Here is a 20,860-nt window from a genome sequence, read left to right as displayed (position 1 = left end):
GAATTAGTGACCGTGGCCGATCTCTCCTTTCATCAGTTCTGACTTCAGAGCGAATCCACCGGACGTCACCACTTTGTCGCCGACCTTCAAACCTTCGCGAATTTCGACAACGCCGTCAGATTTCGTCCCTGTGACGATGGGAACCATGAGAAATTCGGTTTCGCCTTGCTGAACGAAGACGACGGTTTTGTCCTCCACTTCCTGAATGGCCGATTCGGGCACCGCCAAAATGTTTTGAGAGTCTTCCGAGGGTATTTCAATTTCCACGAACATTCCCGGCTTCAAATGCCGATCCTCGTTTTCGGCAATCGCCTGTAGGCGGAGCGTACGGGTGTCCGGATCGAGAACGTCGCCGCGATAAAAGATTTTGGCAGTATGCGTATGCAATGAACCGTCGCTGGCCGTCGGAGCACGAAAGGTCAGTGTGTCGCCGAGCCCGGCGATCGCGGGTAGGTCCTTTTGATAGATGTCGGCTTGAACCCAAACGGTGGATAGGTCAGCGAGACGAAACATCTCGGTGTCGGTGCCAACTCGCTCGGCCAGAACCACATTCTTGGCAATGATGGTTCCCGCAAAGGGAGCGACGACTTCGTAGTGAGATAGGTGCCCGCTCTTCTCGTCAGGCTGAATGTTTTCAAGATCGTCATCGTCATAACCGAGGATGTTCAGCTTTGCCTTTGCGACTTCAACGGCCTGTGCCGCTTGTTGCACGGCCTGCTCGGCTTCCAGGGCATCCTGCGGGACGCCAAATCGCAACTGTTCCAGAACCGCGTTGAAACTCGCTTTGGCGGTATTGAGGTTGGCTCTTGCTTCGATCAACTGCTTTCCGGCGATCGCGCCAGTGTTGGCGATCGGTTCGATGCGATCGAAATCCGTTTGGGCTTGCACCAAGGTCGTGTAGGCACCGAGCAACTGTTCGCGATACTTTCCGATCGGCTTATCACCAAGCGTCTTTTCAATTTCCTCCGCCGAAGCGTTCCGATCGAGCGCGTCGATCAACTGCAAAGCATTCGTCTTCACCTGTTGAGCGAAGTCATTCGCCTGCTTGGCAAACTTTTCCTGCAACCTTGCTTGGTACAATTCCAGCTTGGCTGTACCCACCTCACGGCTGTCGATGATCGCGAGCGTCTGGCCCTCGTCGACGCGGTCGCCCAAATTCACGGGGACTTCATGCGCCCGCCCTTCGGTAATGGAATAGATGTTAGCGCTGCGGTCCTCGTTCAGTGTGAGCTTTCCCGTGGCCCAGGTTTGCATCGTCACTGTCTGACGGTTGACCGGCTGCACCTTCAGCTTGGAAGCTTCCCACATTTCTTTTGGCAATTGGACGACCGCTTCTTCCGCGCCACCCTCATCGTGGTCCCCTCCCTCATCATGACCGTGCCCGTCTTCGCCCTCGGCAGCCTCCGTGTCAGCGAGCGGTCCACCGGACCAATAAGGAACGCTAAAATAGACCGCTCCGCCGGCAAGCACCGCTGATGCGAGGCAGGCTCCAATGAGGGTTTTGTTGAACGTTGTTTTCTGCGGCATGGTGGCGAACTCTTCCGGCAAATGTTGTTTTCTTGTCGATCGAAATCCTTTTCGTCGAAAATAACTTAGATGGCAGTGTAAAAACGGTTCCCGGCCTCACGAGGCTAGTCGTATCCGAGGCCGGGAACCTCGCCGATCGCGGTAACACACCGCGACCGACTTGGGTAATCGAAGATTGATGATTGCCGATCGGAGATTGAAGAACGCAATCTGAAATCTTCAATCATCAATGGCTATGTCCTTCGTGGTCATGATCGTGTGAAATCTTACCGGTATACGATTTGCCGTCGATTTGCAGGATCACGGCTCCTTCGGCCCCGGCTTCCATCCATTGGTCCATCTCGGCCTGGGTCGACGTGAATCGCGATGACTTTCCGGATTCATCGTCGGGCTGAGGGTCGGCGGGAAGTTCAAACGATTTCACTTCGCCGTCATGCTTCAGGCTGACGGTTAGTTTTTCGGCTTCGATTGCGACCGGCTTCGTTGCCGATCCGTCGAGAACGTACATCGCTACCGCGCCGCTGCCGTGCATCATCTCGATGTGGAACGCCTCCTTACCGAGTTCGACGAGCTCCCCGCCATGTGGACCGTGTTCGGGGTGGCCTCCCATATCCATCATCGGTGGCATCTCGTCCATGACGATGGGCTCTGGCGATTCGACCGGTGTGTCATCGATCTGCACGTCACTTTTAGAACAGCCCATCACTGCGACAATCGCCAGCAACAGGGTGAATAATTGCATTTTCATCATGGCTCTTTCGGGTAAGGGGGGGGATCAAAAACGGAATGGGGAATCGGACGAAGTTACCGATTCCCCACTCCTTCAAGACGCACGTTTTAGTGAGCGTGCTTGGTTTCAAAGCCGAGCTTCTTCAACCAGCCTTCCCACTGATGGGCTTCTTTGTGGCTCTTCAGAGCCAATTGCTGCCACTTCGGGCAGCGGTAGTTCACGTCGGTGTGCCCGCCGTGCGAATCGACTTTGACTTCACAGCGAAGCTTCGTGAGCGTCTCGGCGAGCTTCTTACTCTGGTCGCCTTCGGCATGTGTCGTTTTCCACTTCTCCAAGCGGTATTCGACGAGTTCTTGAGCGGCAGCATTGGGCTCGGTTGCCTGAACCAACATGCTGCCCATCGCGACCGATGCGACCAAAACCGCGACTGCAAGTATCCGTACTTTCAACATTGACATTCCTCCGTGGGAGTCTTCTTCAAAACAAACAACATCGCTTCGGCAACGCACCGAAACGGCAAACCAATTCGCTCGTTCACAAAACGAGCACGAGGAACCATTCCCCATGTCAGTGATTCTTTCTTCATGTCGCAACAATCGGGCGATGAGGTTCTGTGCTGGTAGCTCCCAACCCGTGACTCCCCATCTCTTCCTGGTGGTCTTTGACAATCTGTTTCCCTGCCCCCTGTCCGATCGTCCAAAATAGTGCTGGACGAACAAAAAACTCCGCTAGCGTGCTGGTCAGCAGTCCGCCGACGATGACAGTCGCGATCGGGTACAAGATTTCTTTGCCGGGTTCACCGGCGGCCAGCGCGAGCGGTAGCAAACCAATCCCAGATGTCAGCGCCGTCATCAGCACCGGAGCCATCCGTTCCTGGCCCGCACGCCGGACCATTTCACGGGTCCACGATTCGCCTTCGTGCTCGACCAAGTGGATATAGTGGTTTAGCAGCAAGATCCCGTTGCGGCTGGCGATTCCGCACAGCGAAATGAATCCGACCATCGCAGCGACCGTCAGGTTTTGATCCGTGATCACGAGCGCCGCGACCGCACCGATAAATGCGGTCGGCAGAGCGACCAAGACTTGCAACGAAAAATTGGTGTTTCCGAACAGTGTGTAGAGCACCAGGAACATGCCTAGAAGCGTGATACCAGAAAGAACCAGCAAGCGCCGGGAAGCGGATTGTTGGCTTTCAAACTGACCGCCGTATTCAATGAAGTAGCCCGGTGGCAATTCCATTTCTGCCAACTTCTCCTTGATGTCACCCACCACGTCGACCACCCCTCGCTCGGACACGTTAGCTTGCAACACGATTCGCCGACGAACCTGTTCCCGCTTGATCATATTCGGTCCGCCGCTCTCATAGATGTTGGCAACTGAATCGAGCGGCACCGTTCCGCCGCTGGGCAACGGCACGGCCAATCGCTTGAGCTTCGAGACGTCTTCGCGATACGGTTCGTCCATCCGAACCATCAGGTCGAACGTCCTCTGACCGAGTAACACTTGGCTGACCACGGTTCCATTCATCGCTGTTTCTACTAGCTCCATCACGTCGGCAGGACGTAATCCATTTTGCTTGAGCGCACTTCGGTTCAACTCGATTCGCAACTGTGGGATGTTGGTTTGCTGTTCAATGACAACGTCCGCTAAGCCTTCGACGCCCGAAATGCGCTGTTTCATCTCGTCCGCTTTGTTGCGTAAGACGTCGAGGTCGTCGCCGAAAAGTTTGATCCCAATTTGAGCTTTAACACCCGAAATCATGTGACTGATCAAGTGAGCCAACGGCTGCTCGGTACTCGACACCACGCCGGGAATGTCCTCCATCGTTTCGCGAATGGTTTCAATGGTTTTCTCCCGATCCGCACCGTCGGCCATTTCAAGAAATAGCTCAGTGACGTTGACGCCTTCCGCATGTTCGTCGAGTTCCGCACGCCCCGTCTTGCGAGCGACTGACTTGACCGAGTCAATTTTCATCAACTGCTCTTGAGCGATTTCTCCAATTTTGTTGCTAGTCGCAAGCGACGTCCCCGGCGCTAGCAGCGCGTTGACTTGAACGGCTCCTTCATTAAACGGTGGCAGAAAGTCGTTTTCCAACTGACTCACCGCGAAAACTGAAAACGCCACCATTACGCCAGCGACACCCAGAACCGGCCCAGCAAAGCGAGTGCTGAAGCTAATGGCCAGCCCCGCAAGCCCTTTCAGACCTTCAAGCAACCGCCCCTCTTCGGCTTCTTCACCGCCAAGCAATCTCTCGATGGCGACCAGCGCGAACCAAATCGCAGGTGTCAACAGGATCGTCCACCACAGGGAATCGCCGGGCATTGCAAATGGCAGATGCAAGATATGGATCGCACGCGGCACGACCCAGTACATGGTTAGCGCTGCAATACCAAACGCAAGCATGGGAACGACAAATCGCCAGAACTTCTTGCCTGACAGCAATAATGACGCCAAGACGGGAGTCACGGTTAATGAAACGCCGAGCGACGCGATCAGCGATACCACGTATCCCATTGCAAGCGGCACGAACAATTTGCCTTCCATGCCTTCGAGCGCGAAGAGTGGAATAAAGACGAGTACGACAATCGCCGTTCCGTACACCACGCTACTTCGCACCTCGATGCTGGCCTCATAGACCACCCGCAGCAGCGGCCGAGGGTACTCCGAGTGACGGTTTTCTTTCAACCGTCGGAAGATATTTTCAACATCAACAATCGCATCATCGACCAGCTCACCGATCGCTACGGCCAAGCCACCTAACGTCATTGTGTTGATCGAAAGACCAAACGCGGCAAACACGCACGCGGTCGCGATGATCGACAACGGAATCGCGGTGAGCGTGATGAACGTGGTGCGAAAATTCAGCAGGAACAGGAATAGGATCACCAGCACCAGGACTCCGCCGTCGGCAAGAGCCTCGACAACGTTTTCAATCGCTCGGTCAATGAATGACCTTTGTGAATAGACATTGGCGATGCGAATGTCATCGGGAAGCGAGATTTTCAGTTCTGCGAGGGCTTCCGCGATGGCCGTATCGACAGCACGGGTGTCGCTGCCGGGTTGTTTGTTGATCGTCAAGACGACCGCTGGACCACCTTCGACCTCACCACCTTCCATTCGCATAAACGTTGAGGAGTCTCCGCGTTTGACCTGAGGCCCCTCAACAACTTTTGCGACATCCGCAAGCGTGATGGGACGGCCTTCACGCATCGTGATGGTGATTTCCCGCAAGTCATCCAAACTCGTAATTCGCCCCAGTCCACGTACCAGCAGTTCGTTGGCACCTCGTTCATCGAGATACCCGCCCGTCGCGTTCAAGTTAGAGTCGCTGACGGCTTGGTGAACATCGTCCATGTTCAGACCGAACGTACGCAGTGCATCGGGATCAACCAGCACCTGGTACTGCATCCGTCCACCGCCCATCGTGAAGACTTGCGACACACCTGGAATCGTCAGCAACCTTTGACGCACAACCCAGTCGGCCAGTGTCCGAACTTCCATCGGCTCAGTGACATCACCTTCGCTCCACATGCCGTACATGAGAATCTGGCCCATGATAGACGAGATTGGCGCGAGTGTCGGCTTGATTCCGTCGGGCAGATTCTCCGACGCAAGTTGCAATCGTTCGTTGACAATCTGGCGGTCGTTGTAAATGTCGGTTTCCCATCCGAATTCGACATAGATCACGGACAATCCGATGCCGCTGCTGCTGCGCACCGCTTCGACACCGCTGGCACCATTGAATGCCGTCTCCAGTGGAAACGTAATTAACGCCTCGACCTCTTCGGGAGCCATCCCTGGCGCTTCGGTCATGACAACGACGCGCGGGCGGTTCAAGTTTGGGAAGACGTCAATCGGCAACTTTGTCGTCTGCCACGCGCCTACACCAAGCATAATGCCAGCGAGCGCCAGAACGATCAGCCGGTTGTTCAATGAGAACTGAATGATTTTATCGAGCATGATATGTTTGCGAGTCCGTTGCGTTGTTCAAAAGGGGGAGTTCGGAGCTGGGAGTGGTTGTTTACTTTTCTTTCCCTCTCCTTCACTCCCAGCTTTTTCCTAGTGGTTGTGTCCAGCGTGTGGGTCAATCGCACCGCCTGACTTGTTCTTCAGCGCCATCTGCAACTGATGGGCGCCACTGACGGCGATTGACTGGCCCGGCCAAACTTGACCGTCGTTCTTGATGGCGACGTTGATGGAGTCAGCCGCAAGGACCTGAACGGCCACTCGATCGAAATGATCGTTGTTCTCCACGAACACGAAACGCTCTGGGCCTTCTTCTGCAACGGCATCCTTGGAAACTACAATCGCGTTGTCAAAGCCAGCGAATGGCACCCGCAGCTGCAAACGCTGGCCCGGCTTGTAACGCCAACTAACGAACCGTTGGCCTTCAATTTCCTCGGTTCTTTCGACCTCGTTTGTCAACGAGACGAAGAATGGCAACGAACGCGACTCCCGACTCACCTCGTTTCCGATGTAAACGATCTTCAAATTGTCAATGATGTGGGGCGGCCCCTGTTGCGTCTCGAATACGGCTTGAAGCATTGCTCCCGAGTTTGCCGCTTTCTGTAACGCTTCTCCATCTCTTTGGTAGGCTTCACCCTCAATCAGAATCTGGCTATAGTCGGACAGTCTGCCCAAATGTTGGCCCGCCTGGACCGACTCTCCGCGACTTACCTCTAGATTTGTGACTAGAAACTCGGCGTCGATATGTTCAGGATGAATGGGTGGAGGTTGCATGGATGCAAACCGCATGTCGCCAACGCTTGCTGACGTCAGACCCTCACTACTTGGAGCGTGAAGTGAATCGTGGTGTAGCGAGCGATCGGCATGAAGCGTCGGAGCATAAACCGTGACTTCGCGGATGAGCTCGCGCGTTTTTTCAATACGGTCGATTTGGTCGTCGGTTAATCCGTGCAGAAGCATCGACTGCTTTGCCGCCATCAATGCGGCTGTCAATTTGTCCCGCTCATACTCTCGCGCCAGCTTTGTTTTCCCAGCGATCGCACCAGTGCCAGAGATGGAAGCCAATCGCTGAATCTCACGTTGTTCAACGTCAAGCTGCCCCAAAGAAGTTAGGAATCTTTCCTGCGTGTCAACGAGATCTTGATGGGTCAGTCGCAAGGTAAACAGCGGGCGACCACTCTGAACCAACTCACCCCGTGAGATATTGATTGCATTGATGACGCCCGTCAGAGGCGAAGTGATGGCCACATGAGTACGGCCCGGCCAATCCGAAACCGACGCCGGAACTTCGATATACTCGTTGAACCGACCGACGGAGACTGTTTGCGTGGACAGCCTCAGGTTGGCACGCGCTTGGGCGCTCAGTTCTATTGAATTTAACTCATCATGGCCATCGTGGTCGTGACCTTCATGGCCGCCGCCACCGTGATCGTGCCCCGAGTGATCGTCATGGCCACCATCGCTGTGGTCATGACCTTCGTGGCCAGCCTCTTCCGAAGCGGCCACCAGCCCAAGCTTTTGCGGGTACTCGGTGAAGGCAAATCCGCCCGCGACGATGGCCACAAGAATTGCGGCAATCGTCAAGACTGGTCCAGCAAGCCTCGCAAAAAACGCCTTGATTTTGGACATAATTACTTCCAGGAATAGAGACGGGGAACTGTGATATCGCGAAGAAATAGGCGCGCGCTCGCCCGCTATACATTCGCTAGAAAGCCCGCAGTTCCGATTCAGCGCAGCAATGAACTACAAAGACGAAACATGACGGTTGCTGAAGAACAGAAACGGAAAAAACGATGAACCAGATCAGGTCCAACCTGCAACAGGGCAGCGTTTGTTCCGACTCCTCAACTAGAAAGGCTATTCAGTTAAATCAGCCACGTGCAAAGAGATGCACAGTGCGATAGAGAGTCTTCAACGCCGGCAAACTGCCGTTGGCGTTCTTGCTGCCAGCAGACAGTGCGGACCCGAGCCATGCTCGGATCAAAGTCGTACAAAATGTACCCAACAAAAACGGCGTCGCACACAAAGTCAACATCGCTGGAGGGAACAAAGCTGCACGATCCAGTTGAGTGGCAACCCGGCAAGCGGCCATCGCAGGGACCAGATTCACATCCTGGACATACAGGTGCGATATTCGTTTCGCTACCGGCGACAAACTCACTGGTGCAAGACCCTTCTGCTCCACGGCTGTGGTCGTGTCCCTCATGATCGTGGCAGCAATCATTATCGTGCTGGACACTTGGGTGACCGTCCGCATCGCAGACATCATCGTATACGCTGTGCGCGTGCGAATCACAACTAGCAGCATGATGCAACGAACACCCGAGTAACGAGTGCAGCAGCATGGCTACGACGGTAGTGATTCGACAAATGGCAAGCACGGGTGGTTCCTGCGATTACAAGGTATTCATATTGTCGGCATCTTTGTTAAAAAGGTCCATAGCGATTGCAGTCGCTCCGCATATTTTGAACAAATCGCCCAGGTTGACTTAGGCGGATCCCACAACCACCCTTCAGCGGACGGAAAATCACTGTTGGCTGAACGTCAGGCCCCGTAGGCTGTCGTCGCCGCTATTGTCGACGATCGGGTCCAAGGCACCCGTCAACACATAGCCATCGACGCGGGCGCGGGCTTGGCCGAGCAGTGCCTGGGCCGCGATGTACTGCAGATTGGTATCGAAATATGACCGTTGCGCAATCAAGACTTGAACATAGCTAGTTTCACCGGCCTTATAGGCGATCTCCGCCAGCTCAAGCCCCTCCTGCGCGTTCGGTAGGATATCTCTCGCGTACTTATCGACTGCCGCCAAGGAAGCGTCAAAATTGCCCGCGGCTGACGCGAGTCGTGCTTTGATCGCATTTTCGATGCGCTCGACCTCACGAGACGCGCGAACGTATTCTGCTCGCGCCGCCGAGAGATTGCCCTGGTTTTTGTTGAAAACAGGAATCGGCGCACCGATCTGTAAATTGATCAATCCGTTGTTCGTGCCGTTGTCCACACCGGCGGCAAATTGGACATCCAAGTTGGGGATCGGCTGGACTTCGTGGCGGCAAATGCTCGCCCGCGCCTGATTGACGCGAGCTTGAGCGGCTTGGTACTCAGGGCTGGAAACGACGATCGTCGAGGCAACGCTGTTCCAATCCATCGCTGACTCGTTTTGCGGCAAGCGACCTTGCAAATAGGTGGGAGACATTTCGGGTGTACCGGCCAATGCGGCTAATTCTCGCCAAGCGGCATTGAATCGAACTACCGCTTGCTGAAGCTGCAAGTCGACCTCGTTCTTCAGCACCTTGGCTTGAACAACATCCAATTGCGATCCCTCTTCCGCCTTTTTTCGCAGCTCAGCAAACTCGAGTCCTTTGTCGGAAACGGTCTGGAATTCTTGGATCAACTCCATCCGTCGCTGTGCGGCCAAGGCTTCAAAAAACTTGATCCGGATATCGGTGGCGACGCGGTACTTCTGGGCTTCGAGTTGCAGCAGTTGAGCACGGAGGGCTTCATTCAGCACGCTGCGGTTGAGTGCCAGCTTGTCTGCGGTGATGATCGTTTGAGAAATGAAGACTGTGTGCTGATCGGTTCCTTGATCGGCGAGTTGATTCGCTTGGTAGCCGATGCTCGGGTTGGCTCGCAGGCCGACTTGGGTCCGGAATCCGGCTGCTTTTTGCGTCGTTGCGACCAACTCGGCAATCGTTGGATTGTTGCCCAAGGCGAGCGACTCGAACTGTTCGACCGTCATGCCGCTGGTGTTCGCGATGCCGTTTTCTTGTTCAACAACGACTGGCTGCAAGAACTGCATGCCATCACCGTCCGATGTGTCGAGCGGCATGAAATCACTGAGCGACGATGTCGCTGGCTGCTGAGCCACCAACACAGGCGAGACTTCTTGGACAATGACATCGTCATAGGCAACTTGTTTGACGGTCGAGTTGGGTTCCGCCTTTGCAACTTCTAAATTTGCGTCGCGGACGCCTGCCGGCCCCTCCGAGTGGGACTGCCGTGCGGGCTGATGGGCCAATCCCGTATATTGGCTGATGGTACTGCATCCCGTTGACAGTCCTAGAGTGGCCAAAAGCAATAGACGTCGCGTCTGTTTGGTTCTGGCGATGATTGGTCGCGAATTGGACACCGAGTACTCCTCCTTGAATAGATCGACCAGCCTGCAATATCCATCGGCCCCGAAACTACCGAATTTCAAGCAGAATCGTCACAATCAGAGGTTAAATGCCGGATCGACGTTGTGGTGGTAACGATTGTGAGGGCATTGAGTCTGACCAGTCACCCTCTGGTAGTCCGCAAACGCCAAATTCCGTTCCAGAGGTTCAAAACGCGGACGGCGACCAGGCGATCTGCATGAGACGACCGGTCTAGTGATGTCCACCGAGAACGTGTGGAGCCCGACGGCTCAAGTCTTGACGCAGTCATTGAAAATCGCGTAGCTCATCTAAATCTGTATTTGCACGGCCGAATAAGTTGGTTCCGTTGATCGAATACGCCGATCAAGTCTTTCACGACTTTTACTCCATCAACGCAAGAAGAAGCTGGCAATGAGAACAAGGTATCTCAAACGAATCGCTCGATTAGCCATGATGGGGCTGATGGTGGCGATATTTGCGATGCCGACATCGTTGGTCCAAATTTGCCCATGTACGACGGTCTGTGGCGAAAGCCAGTGTGGTTGTCATGCATTGGTCACCGAATGCGGCATGGCGGGGGAACTGAACTGTTGTTCCGGAAGTCAAGCTTCGATGCCATGCGATACCGTTGTTAAACATGGATGTGGAATCGACTTGCTGGTGTGTCACTGCTCCGATCACTGTCCTTGTCCGTGCCAATGTGGCCAGCGAAATGATCAGGCAACCATCGGCTGCAATCGAACTGTCGTTCGGCAAACCGTTGAGCGGGGCATCGCGGGCGCGACCGTATTGCCTCTTACTGCACTGGTGCAGAGCCGTCTCTCGCGCATCAGCAATTCGCCAATTGGCATGTGGCGACCGCACAGCAACGCTGTGCCACTCTCTCGCGTTTTCTCCTTTGAACGCCGCTCACTGAGCATGTTGTCTCGAAAGTCATCTAGGCTTTTGTTTGATGCCCGTCCAGTGTTGAACCCACCCAGCTCGGTTTAGGTTCATTCCTATTTGCAGCGTTGCAAAACCTTCGATGGACTTCGCGCTGCGCCGTTGTTGACCGCCCCCAGGGGCGACCTGCGATTCGGTGTGAATCGCTTTGCAGTTTCTTGTTTCCAACTCTAGAGAAAGGATTCTCGATCATGGCTAAGTTACTTTTCAGTTTGATGTTGGTGGCCGCCTTGGCCGCTGTGACTTCCGTGGGATGTGCTTCGACCGCCGGAGGAGGTGGAGGCGGTGGTAGCCACGCCGGACATAGTCACTAGCCACGGGACGCAAGCGATCAGGCGCAATCAATTGAGATCGGGTCTGATCACAAATCCCCAGTGGACCAGCCGGTCGTTGGCGGCCAGGAAGCCGTGTGTTCCGAAGCAAGGGAGTGCTGGCGGCCGGTTGGTTCCATTATTCAATTCCCCCCCAAAATCACTTGATGTCCCAGAGAACAAGTTTCATGCACCAGTCGTTTCAAAGGGCCTATTGGTCATCCTTAATTCAATCACCGAAGCAGGATTTCCTTGCTTCGATCGTTGTCTTCTTGGTCGCATTGCCGTTGTGCATGGGAATTGCAATCGCCTCGGGCGTCCCCGTCGCTGCGGGTTTGATCACCGGAATTGTCGGCGGCCTCGTCGTGGGTTGGTTCGCCGGAGCTCCGCTACAGGTCAGCGGACCAGCCGCTGGCTTGACGGTGATTGTCTTCGAGCTGGTGCGAGAGCATGGAATCGCAGCATTGGGTGTGGCCGTCCTGATCGGAGGCAGTCTTCAACTGGTCGCCGGAATGATGCGGCTAGGACAATGGTTCCGCGCAGTATCCCCCGCCGTTATTTACGGCATGCTTGCGGGCGTCGGTGTGCTAATCCTCGCCAGCCAATTCCACGTCATGCTGGATGATGCTCCGAAGTCCAATGGTCTATCGAATCTCGTCTCGATTCCGTCGGCCGCCTATTCTGCAGTCCTGAGTCACGATCAAGCCGCCGCCCTCGGGACGCTCGCCATCGTCATCCTGTTGGCGTGGAACAAACTGGCCAAAGGAAGACTGCGCTTGGTTCCGGCTCCCCTCGTCGCGATCGTATCAGCGTCAGTCTTTGCGGCATGCTGGCAACCCGACGTTCAATTCGTTCAAATGCCAGTGAGTCTAATGAGCGAGTTGCATTTCGCCTCGCCACAGGTTTTTCAGACGACTCCGTGGCAGGCGGTTCTGCAGGCAGGTGTGGTCATCGGAATCGTTGCCAGTGCGGAAACGTTGCTGTGTGCGTCAGCCGTTGAAAAGATGAAGCCAGACGTTCGGACCGATTACGACCGCGAGTTGGTCGCACAAGGCATTGGCAACATGATTTGCGGATTGCTTGGTTCACTGCCGATGACGGGCGTGATCGTGCGCAGCAGTGCGAACGTCGAGTCCGGCGGACAATCGCGTTTGTCCGCCATCTTGCACGGCGCGTGGTTGCTGGCGTTCGTCGTCGTGCTCGCTTCCGTCGTCGAGTTCATTCCGACCGCCGCCTTAGCCGCCATCCTTGTCTACACAGGAATCAAACTCGTCAATCTCAAAGCCATCAAGCAACTGAAGAGTCATGGTTACAGTGAAGTCGGGGTCTATCTTGCCACGCTCGGAACGATCGTTGCGACGGACTTGCTAACGGGCGTCGTGGTGGGGGTGGTGCTGTCCGCGGTCAAACTGCTTTATCGGTTTTCTCACCTTCACACCTTGGTCGTTCGCGGTGAAGGCAATTATTGCTTGCTTCACCTCAGTGGAGCGGCAACGTTTCTTCGCCTGCCTCAGTTGGCGAAAGCTCTCGATCGCTTGCCCGTCGCTAGCGAAGTTCACATCGACCTCACGGAGTTGGACCATATCGACCACGCATGTTTGGAACTTTTAATGACCTGGACTCAACAGCACGAACGTAGTGGTGGAACACTCATCGTCGATTGGGGATCGCTACACGCTGCTATCGACACGACCGCCGAGGCCGAAGAACAGCGGCAATCGACACTCGCCACAGCTCAGACAGCCGAGTCACGTCAAGCCGCTGCGTAGATATCACAAAAACCTACTTTCTGTTTGAATGTTACCTCGAAAATGAAATGGATTTCAGATGAGAAGCCAACCCGTTAGACGTTGCGTGCTTCTGGCAGCAGGATTGCTTTCGATCTCACTGCACGTCGGTTGCGCCGCTTTGCCCTGGCGAGCCAAACCGACACCGACGAACACGGCATACGAAGACTACATCGAGCAATCGGTGGCGAACATTGACTATGAGGCCGCTGCCAACACGCCTTCGCCGCCGGTTCGATTATCCGGTTCACCACCGGCCAGTCCCTTAGACCGCGTTGCCGCCGCCTCAATCGACGAAAGCTGCACAAGTGGTTGCTGTCACTAGCAAGTCGTCGCGTCGCGACTACGAATCTCATCGGAACTCTTGCCACTTTTTCACAAATGCAACAGTCAATTCGGATAGACGAACCATGCAATCTCTCATCAACGGTATCCAACGATTCCAGGACGAAGTCTATTCCTCCAAGCAAGTATTGTTTCAGAGGCTTCGGTCCGGTCAAAGTCCGTCCACTCTCTTCATCACATGCTCTGATTCTCGGATTGACCCAGCTTTGCTCACGCAGACAGAACCAGGTGAGTTGTTTGTACTACGAAATGCGGGGAACATTGTGCCACCGTTTCGATCGCGACTCAGTGGTGCCGAAGACATGTGCGTCGCGGCGACAATTGAGTATGCCGTCAGCGAGTTGAAAGTGTCCGACATCATCATTTGCGGACATTCTCATTGCGCTGCAATGACTGATCTACTTGATCCCCAGCAGCTTGCGGACCTACCCGCAGTTCGTCGGTGGTTGGGCTACACCAATGTCGACTACCGACTCGCAGAGCTTGATCGCGACGAAGTGCATGATCCCAACGAACGCCTCGATGCTGTTGTTGAAGAAAATGTTCTCTGTCAAATGAGCAACCTCATGACACACCCGTGTGTTGCCCGAGCAGTCGCCGCCAACGCATTGAAAGTGTACGGATGGACTTATCGGTTGGAAACCGCTGAAGTCTTGGCTTGTAAATGGGCTACGTCGGAGTTTGTTCCAATCGCTCAGTTTGTGCCGGATGATCATTGCCTAAAAATGCGTGCAGCATGATCGCCGGAGGGGTAATGGTTGTGATGTCATGTTTAACGGCTAGAATGGGGGTTGGGTTGGTCTTCGCCAAGAGAATCGTCACGGTGGCTGATTGAAATGGCGTGGCCTTCACAGCATCCTTTTGGTGGAGCCCCAGCCATGAACATTCGATACTTGGTCGCTGCCTACGCGATCGCCGTCGCCGTCCCCGCTTTCGCACAACATCATCACGGTGGCCACTCGGGACACGGTTCGCACATCGGTCATGGGTCGCACTTGGGGCACGGTGGCATTCACCTCGGCCACGGTGGGCACTCGAATCACGGCATTCATTTGGGACACGGGTCGCACTTGGGGCATGGTGTTCACCTTGGGATTGGTCACGGATCACACCTGCATGGTGGAATCGTCGGCGGCCACATTGATCACCACAACCATATCGTGCAAGACTCGCACGGCCACGTTGTCGGCACTACACATCACGATGTCGTTCACACGGGTTGGTCGCACGTCGTTCCCACAATCCACGGGCATGGGCATGGACAATACTACGTCCAGGGCGATCAGCATTACTTCGCACCGATCGCTCCTGTTTCATCATCGGGGACCTATGTCGCCGCCAAGCCAGCCCTTGTCCCCTATGGTGGCTTCAATCAAACCGACGACTTGTCCGGTCGGTTGGAAACGTTAGCCAACGAGTTGTTGCTTGATCTCCATCACAACTATCAACACAATCCAGGGTTCGCCGAAACGTATCGCGAAGCCTATCAACTGCTCGACGCTGCCAAGTTCATCCATGCAGCCGACCACAACAACGATCGCGACGCAATTCGATCGCGTATCAATGGCACCGACCAACTGTTCCATCACATCCAGCAAGATGTACGAGGTTGGTCGCGGATACACCAACGCCAAATCGGATCGTTGGGGATCCTCTCAAAAATGGAACTGGTTGAAGCAACCTTGCATCATTTGATGAACGACGTTGGCGTCTCACCGTCAGGCGGCCCTGACAGTGCCCCGATGGCACCGCCTATTCTTGAGCAAGCTCCACCGCCTCCGGCGGTAGACGCTCAGCTTGGCAACACGCCGCCGCCACCGACGATCCAGTAGCAGCCGAATAAAACCGGGCCATAGAGCCGCACGTGATTATCGCGTCCAGTGGCACGGACCGTTCCGATGAAATCAAACAACAGATCAAAGGGACTCTGTTCCACAATTTTGAAATCAGTCACTCCACCCCGGAAATGAAACTTCCGAACAGGCTTGCGAAGATATGACGAAGCCGCCGTCATCACCAAAAATCAACAAGCCGTTGTCGGCTTCCGCTACCGTGGACGCCGACCGCCCTTAGCGGCTCGCGTTACCGCAAGCCGCTCGATCGGGCGTTGATTAGCAATTGCTAGTGATCATGGTCGCCATACTCGTGACGGGTCTCGAAGCCGTTTTGCTTTAGCCAGCCCATCAATTGGTCAGCAGTCTTGTGATTAGCAACGTGAACGTCACGCCAAGTCGGGGCACGAAACGCGATGTCGGAGTGTCCGTCGTGCGAGTCCACGCGAACTTCCGCGCCCACTTTTTTCAGCGTGTCGATCATCTGCTTTTCGTTGGCTGAGCCATCACCGTGCATGCGTTTCCATTTCACCATCCGAAACTCCACGACCTCGGGACCCTTGGCGTAGGCTGGATCGGGGTGAGCGTGTGACACATCGAAGCCAGACTTCGATAGCCAACCCGCCCATTGCTCGGCCATCTTGTGGTCCTTGACCTCCATTTCCTTCCATTGGGCGATACGATAGGTCACATCGGTGTGACCATCGTGGCTGTCCTGCTTGACTTCACAGCCAAGTTTCTTGACGGTCGCAGCATGCTGAGCCGCTTTGTTGGCATCGTCAAAGTGCATCGACTTCCACTCGGGCAAATAGAACGCCAACGTTTCACCTCTGTGGGCATGATCACCGTGGTCGTGTCCGTCGTGATCATGTCCGGCGTGGTCGTGGCCTTCATGTCCCGCCTCTTGGGCCGAGAGCGATCCGCCAGCCAAAGAGATCGCAGCACAAACAGCCATGGCAAACATCATTTTTGAAACTTTCATCTTCATGTCCTTCAAGTTTTGATTGGGTAGTTAAATTTCTAGCATTGGTCCAAAACCGTAGCGAAAGCCACCAAGGATTTCGGATCGTTGTATGACAGCCGCGATTCTTGCGGAATGCTGGTGCCACTTCCTAAGATGTTCAGCCGATTGTCAAAACGGCTGAGACGGGGAACTGCAGCGCGGCGAAACCCAAAAAACCGTAGCGCAAGCCGCCATGGAGTTCGGTTGCTATTCAGCGAATTGACGAAACTCCTGGCGAGTTTCGTTACGCCTGCGTTTGCCGCAGATATTGTCGGACGATGCCTAGATTTGCCAGGATTGCAGCAGTGCGCAGCGACCACCGGCGGTCACACACCAGGCGGCTTCCGCCGATAAAGAATGAGCTGCCGACGTGAAGAGATGCGGGACCAGTCGCTTTGCCGGTCCGCATGTCCAAATGGCGATTGGCTGGAGATCGAAATGCGGTGAAGCGATTCTGGCGTCGACATAGACACAGCGGCCTTCGTCGCACGGCTGGGAGTGATCGTCGGCAGGCACGCCCTCTTGATGTGCGGCTTCATCGTACTCGGCGGAATGTTTCCCGTCATGGCCCAATGAAGCATGGCAACCAATTGACTCATGCCCGCAATTCGCCATCGCATGCTCATGATGCACGCAACATCCCGCCAACGCATGCACGTTGAAAGCCAGCAGAGTTAGAAACTGGATGAGGGTAGACAGCAAAAGCTTACTTCTCAAGAAATGTCAGTTGGCGAGCTTCACAACGAAGCGATTATCGGCACCGGTGCGATGCGAGTCAATGCCAGTCAGGCTTGCCGGAGGGCGTTGACGATGGGGACGGTGCCCGCCTGGATAGCGGGTGCTAGTCCCGCTGCAATGCCAACAGCCAGCGACACCAAGGCACCTGTGAGGGCTAATCCGATGGACGGTCGAAAGGCGATGGTCGCTCCCTCAGCTCCGATCGCGAAACCACCGATGGCCAATGCTGCCATTGCCAGTGCGGTCCCCGCGATGCCGCCGACAAGACACAGGATCGTGCTCTCGGTCAACACCAGCCGCATGGCCCGCAACGGTCGCACGCCAATGGTTTGCAAAACCGCGTATTCTTTGATTCGATCTTGGACACTCATGACCGTGGTGGTTGCAACGAGCGACAAAACTAACCCGACACACGCATAGCCCAACCAGTGTGCGAAACCGATCAAGTCGACGAGATCCGAAAGCGTGCTGGCTTGAAAGGCACCTTTGCGACGCGTTTTGGTCGCGACGCTGCCGGCGCGTAGCTTGGCGTCAATTTCACTGGCAACGCGGTCCGGGTCGGCGTCGTCGGTCAACAACACTTCGTGCTGCGTGACCAATCCAGCGGCGTCGAGACCGCGTGTGTATTGTAGGAAAGCGAGACTCGTATATATCAAGTTTTCTTCCGATGGCACGGTCGACTGGAATACTCCGGCAACCTTGACGGAGATATCACCGATCGAGAATTGGTCTCCCGTCTTCAGCCCTCGCCGCTGAGCAACATTACGACCGACAATGGCGGCGTCCCGTTGCGTCGAAAACGCATGCCAGTCTCCTGCTGTTAACGTCAACGGACGCGTCGATTTGATTTGCTGCGGGTCGGCTCCGTTGAAGACCACAATATCCAAGCTCGCACGGCAATTATTGGTCCACACCTGAATCGGCATGACATCACGAACACCGGGAATCTCCTTGATTTTGCGCGAGTAGTCTTCCGGTAATCGGCTGGTTGTCGGGCAAAAGCGGTTCTCCTGAAAAACGATCAAACTGCGATCTGCATCGGAACCGGTTGTCAGTCGCTGTAACCCTTCCTGCACCGAACCAACGAAGCAGAAGACAAACATCGCCACCGCCGCGCCGGTGACGGTGAGTAAGGTTCGAGTGCGATGACGCCAGAGAGTTTTAAGGACGTAGGTGAACATGGGAGATTGCCGAATGGAGAATGGAGAATGGAGAATGGAGGGTCAGCCAAATTTCTTGATGGCTACTGAATCTCCTGCGTTCCCGACTCCCACCTCCCACTCTCCCAGACTCCCGCTCTCCTTGTCTCCCCCTCTTTCTAAAAACTTCCCGCGATCGAGCATCAATTGCCGCGAAGCGATGCTCGCGGCATCGCGATCGTGAGTGACCATCAACAGCGTGATATCGAGTTCCTTGTTGAGTCGTTGCAGCAGGACCTGAACTTGCTCGCTGGTTTCGGTGTCCAAACTACCCGTTGGCTCATCGGCGACAACGACCTTTGGATGAGCCACAATCGCCCTGGCGATGCCGACTCGTTGCTCTTGCCCACCGGACAATTGCCGCGGATAGTGATCGGCGCGGTCGCTCAGTCCCACCGCCTCCAACGCCAACTCAACACGCTGTCGCCGCTGAGTTGACGAAAGATTCAAGAGCAACGTCGGCAATTCAACGTTCTCATAGGCGGTCAGAACAGGAATCAAATTATGCGTTTGAAAAATATAGCCGAGGTTCGCGGCCCGCCAATCGGCCAGTTTGCTGCGTGACAGTTTCGTCACTTCCGTTCCATCGACCGTGATGGTTCCTGAATCCGGGCGGTCGATGCCACTGACCAAGTTCAGAAGCGTGCTCTTTCCCGTGCCGCTTGGCCCCATCAGCGACACAAAGTCACCCGCGTCAATATCCAAGTCGATATCGTCCAGCGGAGTGATGGTTTCGTCACCTTTACGGAAACTCTTGCTAACGCCACGCAGTTCTACTAAAGCCATCTAATTTACTCCCATTGTTTGATCGTCGCCGGTCACCTTGACCGGACTATTTTCCGTTAATCCATCCATGCCGCTTGCGACTAATTTGTCGGTGACCTTCAAACCCGACTTCACTTCCACCAATCCGCCCGCACTGGATGCACCCGCTTCAATGGTTCGCCGTTGGGCTCGTTCATCCGCATCGACAACCCAGACGAATGCACCGCTGTCTCCCGACTGAATCAGATGTTCCGGTGCGAACATTCGCTCCGTTTCCGTCGCCTCGCTCTTGGTGTTCCCAACGATGGGAGCCAAAAATGTTGCGGTGACCAGCATTTCAGGGCTAACCGTTGGCGGAGGGTCAAGCAATTCGACTTTGACTTCCAAAGTATTCTTTTGAATGTTTGCCGAACTGGTCGATTGAAGGACGCGGCCTTGGATCGGCGTCTTTGAAGAAGCCGTTTCGATTTCCACTGGCTGGCCCGGCGTGACCATCGGCACATCTTCCAATCGCACGTCCGCGCGGACTTGCAAACGCTCGGGATCGTACATTTCGATCACCGTGTTCGAGCTTTGCCCAGCGGTCGTTTCCATTCCCATCACGCGCGTTCCCGGTGCGGCGACGAGCTTCAAGACTCGCCCGTCCATCGGCGCGCGGACAATGTTGCGATCCAACGCCAATTCGGATTGCCGCACACGCAGCTTCGCCTCGTCTCGGAGCGCCTTCGCCGACTGCACCTTCGCCTCCGCTTCCTGGAGCTGACGGTTTTCCTCGATCAGCAAGTTTCGCTGTCGCTGCAATGCGTCGACCTTCCTCTGCAACGTGTCTACCTCGGATTGCAGATTCGGTTGTCGCTTGTGTAGCTCTTGTAGATTCGCGTGAGCCGTCGCATGTTCACTTTCAGCCTGTCGCACGATTCGTGAAGCGATCGCATCCTTGGCCTCGCGTTTCCCCTCCATGCTGCTGTGTGCGTACTTCACCTCCGCTTCGGCGGCTTGGATCAAGAACGGAAGTTTTTCCAGTTCCGTTTTCGACTTGGCCAGCGTGCTTTGGGCATCGGCCAGTGGTACTTCCAGATGAACAGGATTCTCGATCCGCACCTTTGCCGCATCGCGTTCGGCAATCGCGCGATTCAGTTCTCCCTCGCGAATCTCCAGTGAATTTTTCGCTTGCTCGACGTCCAGTTCGGCATCAATCGCAATCAACTTTGCGATCGGTTGGTCTTTCTTGACACGTTGTCCCTCGACCACCAACAGCTCGTCAATCACACCGGGGGCCAACGCCGCGACACGAATCGCTGTCGGTCGCGGCTCGATCCAACCCGGTGATTGAAACAGTGTGGTGCCTGCCTGTTGGACCTCCGCTCGCTTAACGATCACCGGCACGACCGTCACGCTGGGTTGTGGCATCAACTGACGCCCAGCCGCCGCGACAAGCAGTCCTAGAAAGCCGAGCAGGATCGCTAGCGGGAGTACGTACCGCGAAACCCAAGGCTTTCGCCGGGGCTTCACCGCCTGGGAGGATTCACTCGCCGGCGAGCGATCGAGCGCCAATTGACTGAGGTCCAAAGGACGATTCAT

At 55.2% G+C, this 20,860-nt stretch carries 14 protein-coding genes; 4 read left to right on the top strand and 10 right to left on the bottom strand.

Annotation, left to right across the window (positions count from 1 at the left end):
* Positions 1-3: 3 nt before the first annotated feature.
* From NZK35_RS06635 to NZK35_RS06610, 6 genes are all read right to left on the bottom strand, one after another.
* On the bottom strand, positions 4-1,527 hold the full coding sequence (locus tag NZK35_RS06635; protein WP_259631791.1) for an efflux RND transporter periplasmic adaptor subunit: 1,524 nt from the start codon (positions 1,525-1,527) through the stop codon (positions 4-6).
* 226 nt (positions 1,528-1,753) lie between these two features.
* Positions 1,754-2,275 carry a hypothetical protein gene (locus NZK35_RS06630; protein ID WP_145222886.1) on the bottom strand — a complete coding sequence of 174 codons (522 nt, stop codon included), beginning with the start codon at positions 2,273-2,275 and terminating at the stop codon, positions 1,754-1,756.
* Between the two features lie 89 nt (positions 2,276-2,364).
* A complete protein-coding gene (locus tag NZK35_RS06625) occupies positions 2,365-2,709 on the bottom strand; it encodes a hypothetical protein (protein ID WP_145214797.1) in 345 nt (114 codons plus the stop codon).
* A 130-nt stretch (positions 2,710-2,839) separates the two neighbouring features.
* The gene (locus NZK35_RS06620; RefSeq protein ID WP_259631790.1) at positions 2,840-6,217 is read right to left on the bottom strand and encodes an efflux RND transporter permease subunit; all 3,378 of its coding nucleotides are present in this window, start codon (positions 6,215-6,217) and stop codon (positions 2,840-2,842) included.
* A gap of 99 nt (positions 6,218-6,316) precedes the next feature.
* Positions 6,317-7,852 (bottom strand): efflux RND transporter periplasmic adaptor subunit, encoded by a 1,536-nt coding sequence (locus tag NZK35_RS06615; protein ID WP_259631789.1) that lies wholly within the window; start codon positions 7,850-7,852, stop codon positions 6,317-6,319.
* A gap of 899 nt (positions 7,853-8,751) precedes the next feature.
* Positions 8,752-10,350 carry a TolC family protein gene (locus NZK35_RS06610; protein ID WP_259631788.1) on the bottom strand — a complete coding sequence of 533 codons (1,599 nt, stop codon included), beginning with the start codon at positions 10,348-10,350 and terminating at the stop codon, positions 8,752-8,754.
* A gap of 1,427 nt (positions 10,351-11,777) precedes the next feature.
* Here NZK35_RS06610 and NZK35_RS06605 point away from each other — a divergent pair.
* The 4 genes from NZK35_RS06605 to NZK35_RS06590 all read left to right on the top strand — a co-directional run bounded on the left by NZK35_RS06605 (position 11,778) and on the right by NZK35_RS06590 (position 15,574).
* Complete coding sequence (locus NZK35_RS06605; protein WP_259631787.1) at positions 11,778-13,379, top strand: SulP family inorganic anion transporter; 1,602 nt, start codon at positions 11,778-11,780, stop codon at positions 13,377-13,379.
* An 85-nt stretch (positions 13,380-13,464) separates the two neighbouring features.
* Entirely contained in the window at positions 13,465-13,722 is a 258-nt protein-coding gene (locus NZK35_RS06600) for a hypothetical protein (protein WP_259631786.1), read from the top strand.
* A gap of 85 nt (positions 13,723-13,807) precedes the next feature.
* Positions 13,808-14,482 carry a carbonic anhydrase gene (locus NZK35_RS06595; RefSeq protein WP_145214805.1) on the top strand — a complete coding sequence of 225 codons (675 nt, stop codon included), beginning with the start codon at positions 13,808-13,810 and terminating at the stop codon, positions 14,480-14,482.
* 138 nt (positions 14,483-14,620) lie between these two features.
* A complete protein-coding gene (locus NZK35_RS06590; RefSeq protein WP_145214808.1) occupies positions 14,621-15,574 on the top strand; it encodes a hypothetical protein in 954 nt (317 codons plus the stop codon).
* Between the two features lie 289 nt (positions 15,575-15,863).
* Here NZK35_RS06590 and NZK35_RS06585 read toward each other — a convergent pair whose 3' ends face one another.
* From NZK35_RS06585 to NZK35_RS06570, 4 genes are all read right to left on the bottom strand, one after another.
* The gene (locus NZK35_RS06585; protein WP_145214810.1) at positions 15,864-16,556 is read right to left on the bottom strand and encodes a hypothetical protein; all 693 of its coding nucleotides are present in this window, start codon (positions 16,554-16,556) and stop codon (positions 15,864-15,866) included.
* A gap of 806 nt (positions 16,557-17,362) precedes the next feature.
* Positions 17,363-18,496: an ABC transporter permease gene (locus NZK35_RS06580; protein WP_145214813.1), complete on the bottom strand. Its 1,134-nt coding sequence runs from the start codon at positions 18,494-18,496 to the stop codon at positions 17,363-17,365.
* Between the two features lie 42 nt (positions 18,497-18,538).
* On the bottom strand, positions 18,539-19,300 hold the full coding sequence (locus tag NZK35_RS06575) for an ABC transporter ATP-binding protein (RefSeq protein WP_145214816.1): 762 nt from the start codon (positions 19,298-19,300) through the stop codon (positions 18,539-18,541).
* Positions 19,301-20,860, bottom strand: coding sequence for an efflux RND transporter periplasmic adaptor subunit (locus NZK35_RS06570; RefSeq protein ID WP_145214819.1), 1,560 nt, complete (start codon positions 20,858-20,860; stop codon positions 19,301-19,303). It abuts the gene before it with no gap.

It is taken from the genome of Stieleria sedimenti (genome assembly GCF_025060895.1).
GTDB lineage: Bacteria > Planctomycetota > Planctomycetia > Pirellulales > Pirellulaceae > Stieleria > Stieleria sedimenti.
This window is presented reverse-complemented; position numbering and strand designations above follow the sequence as displayed.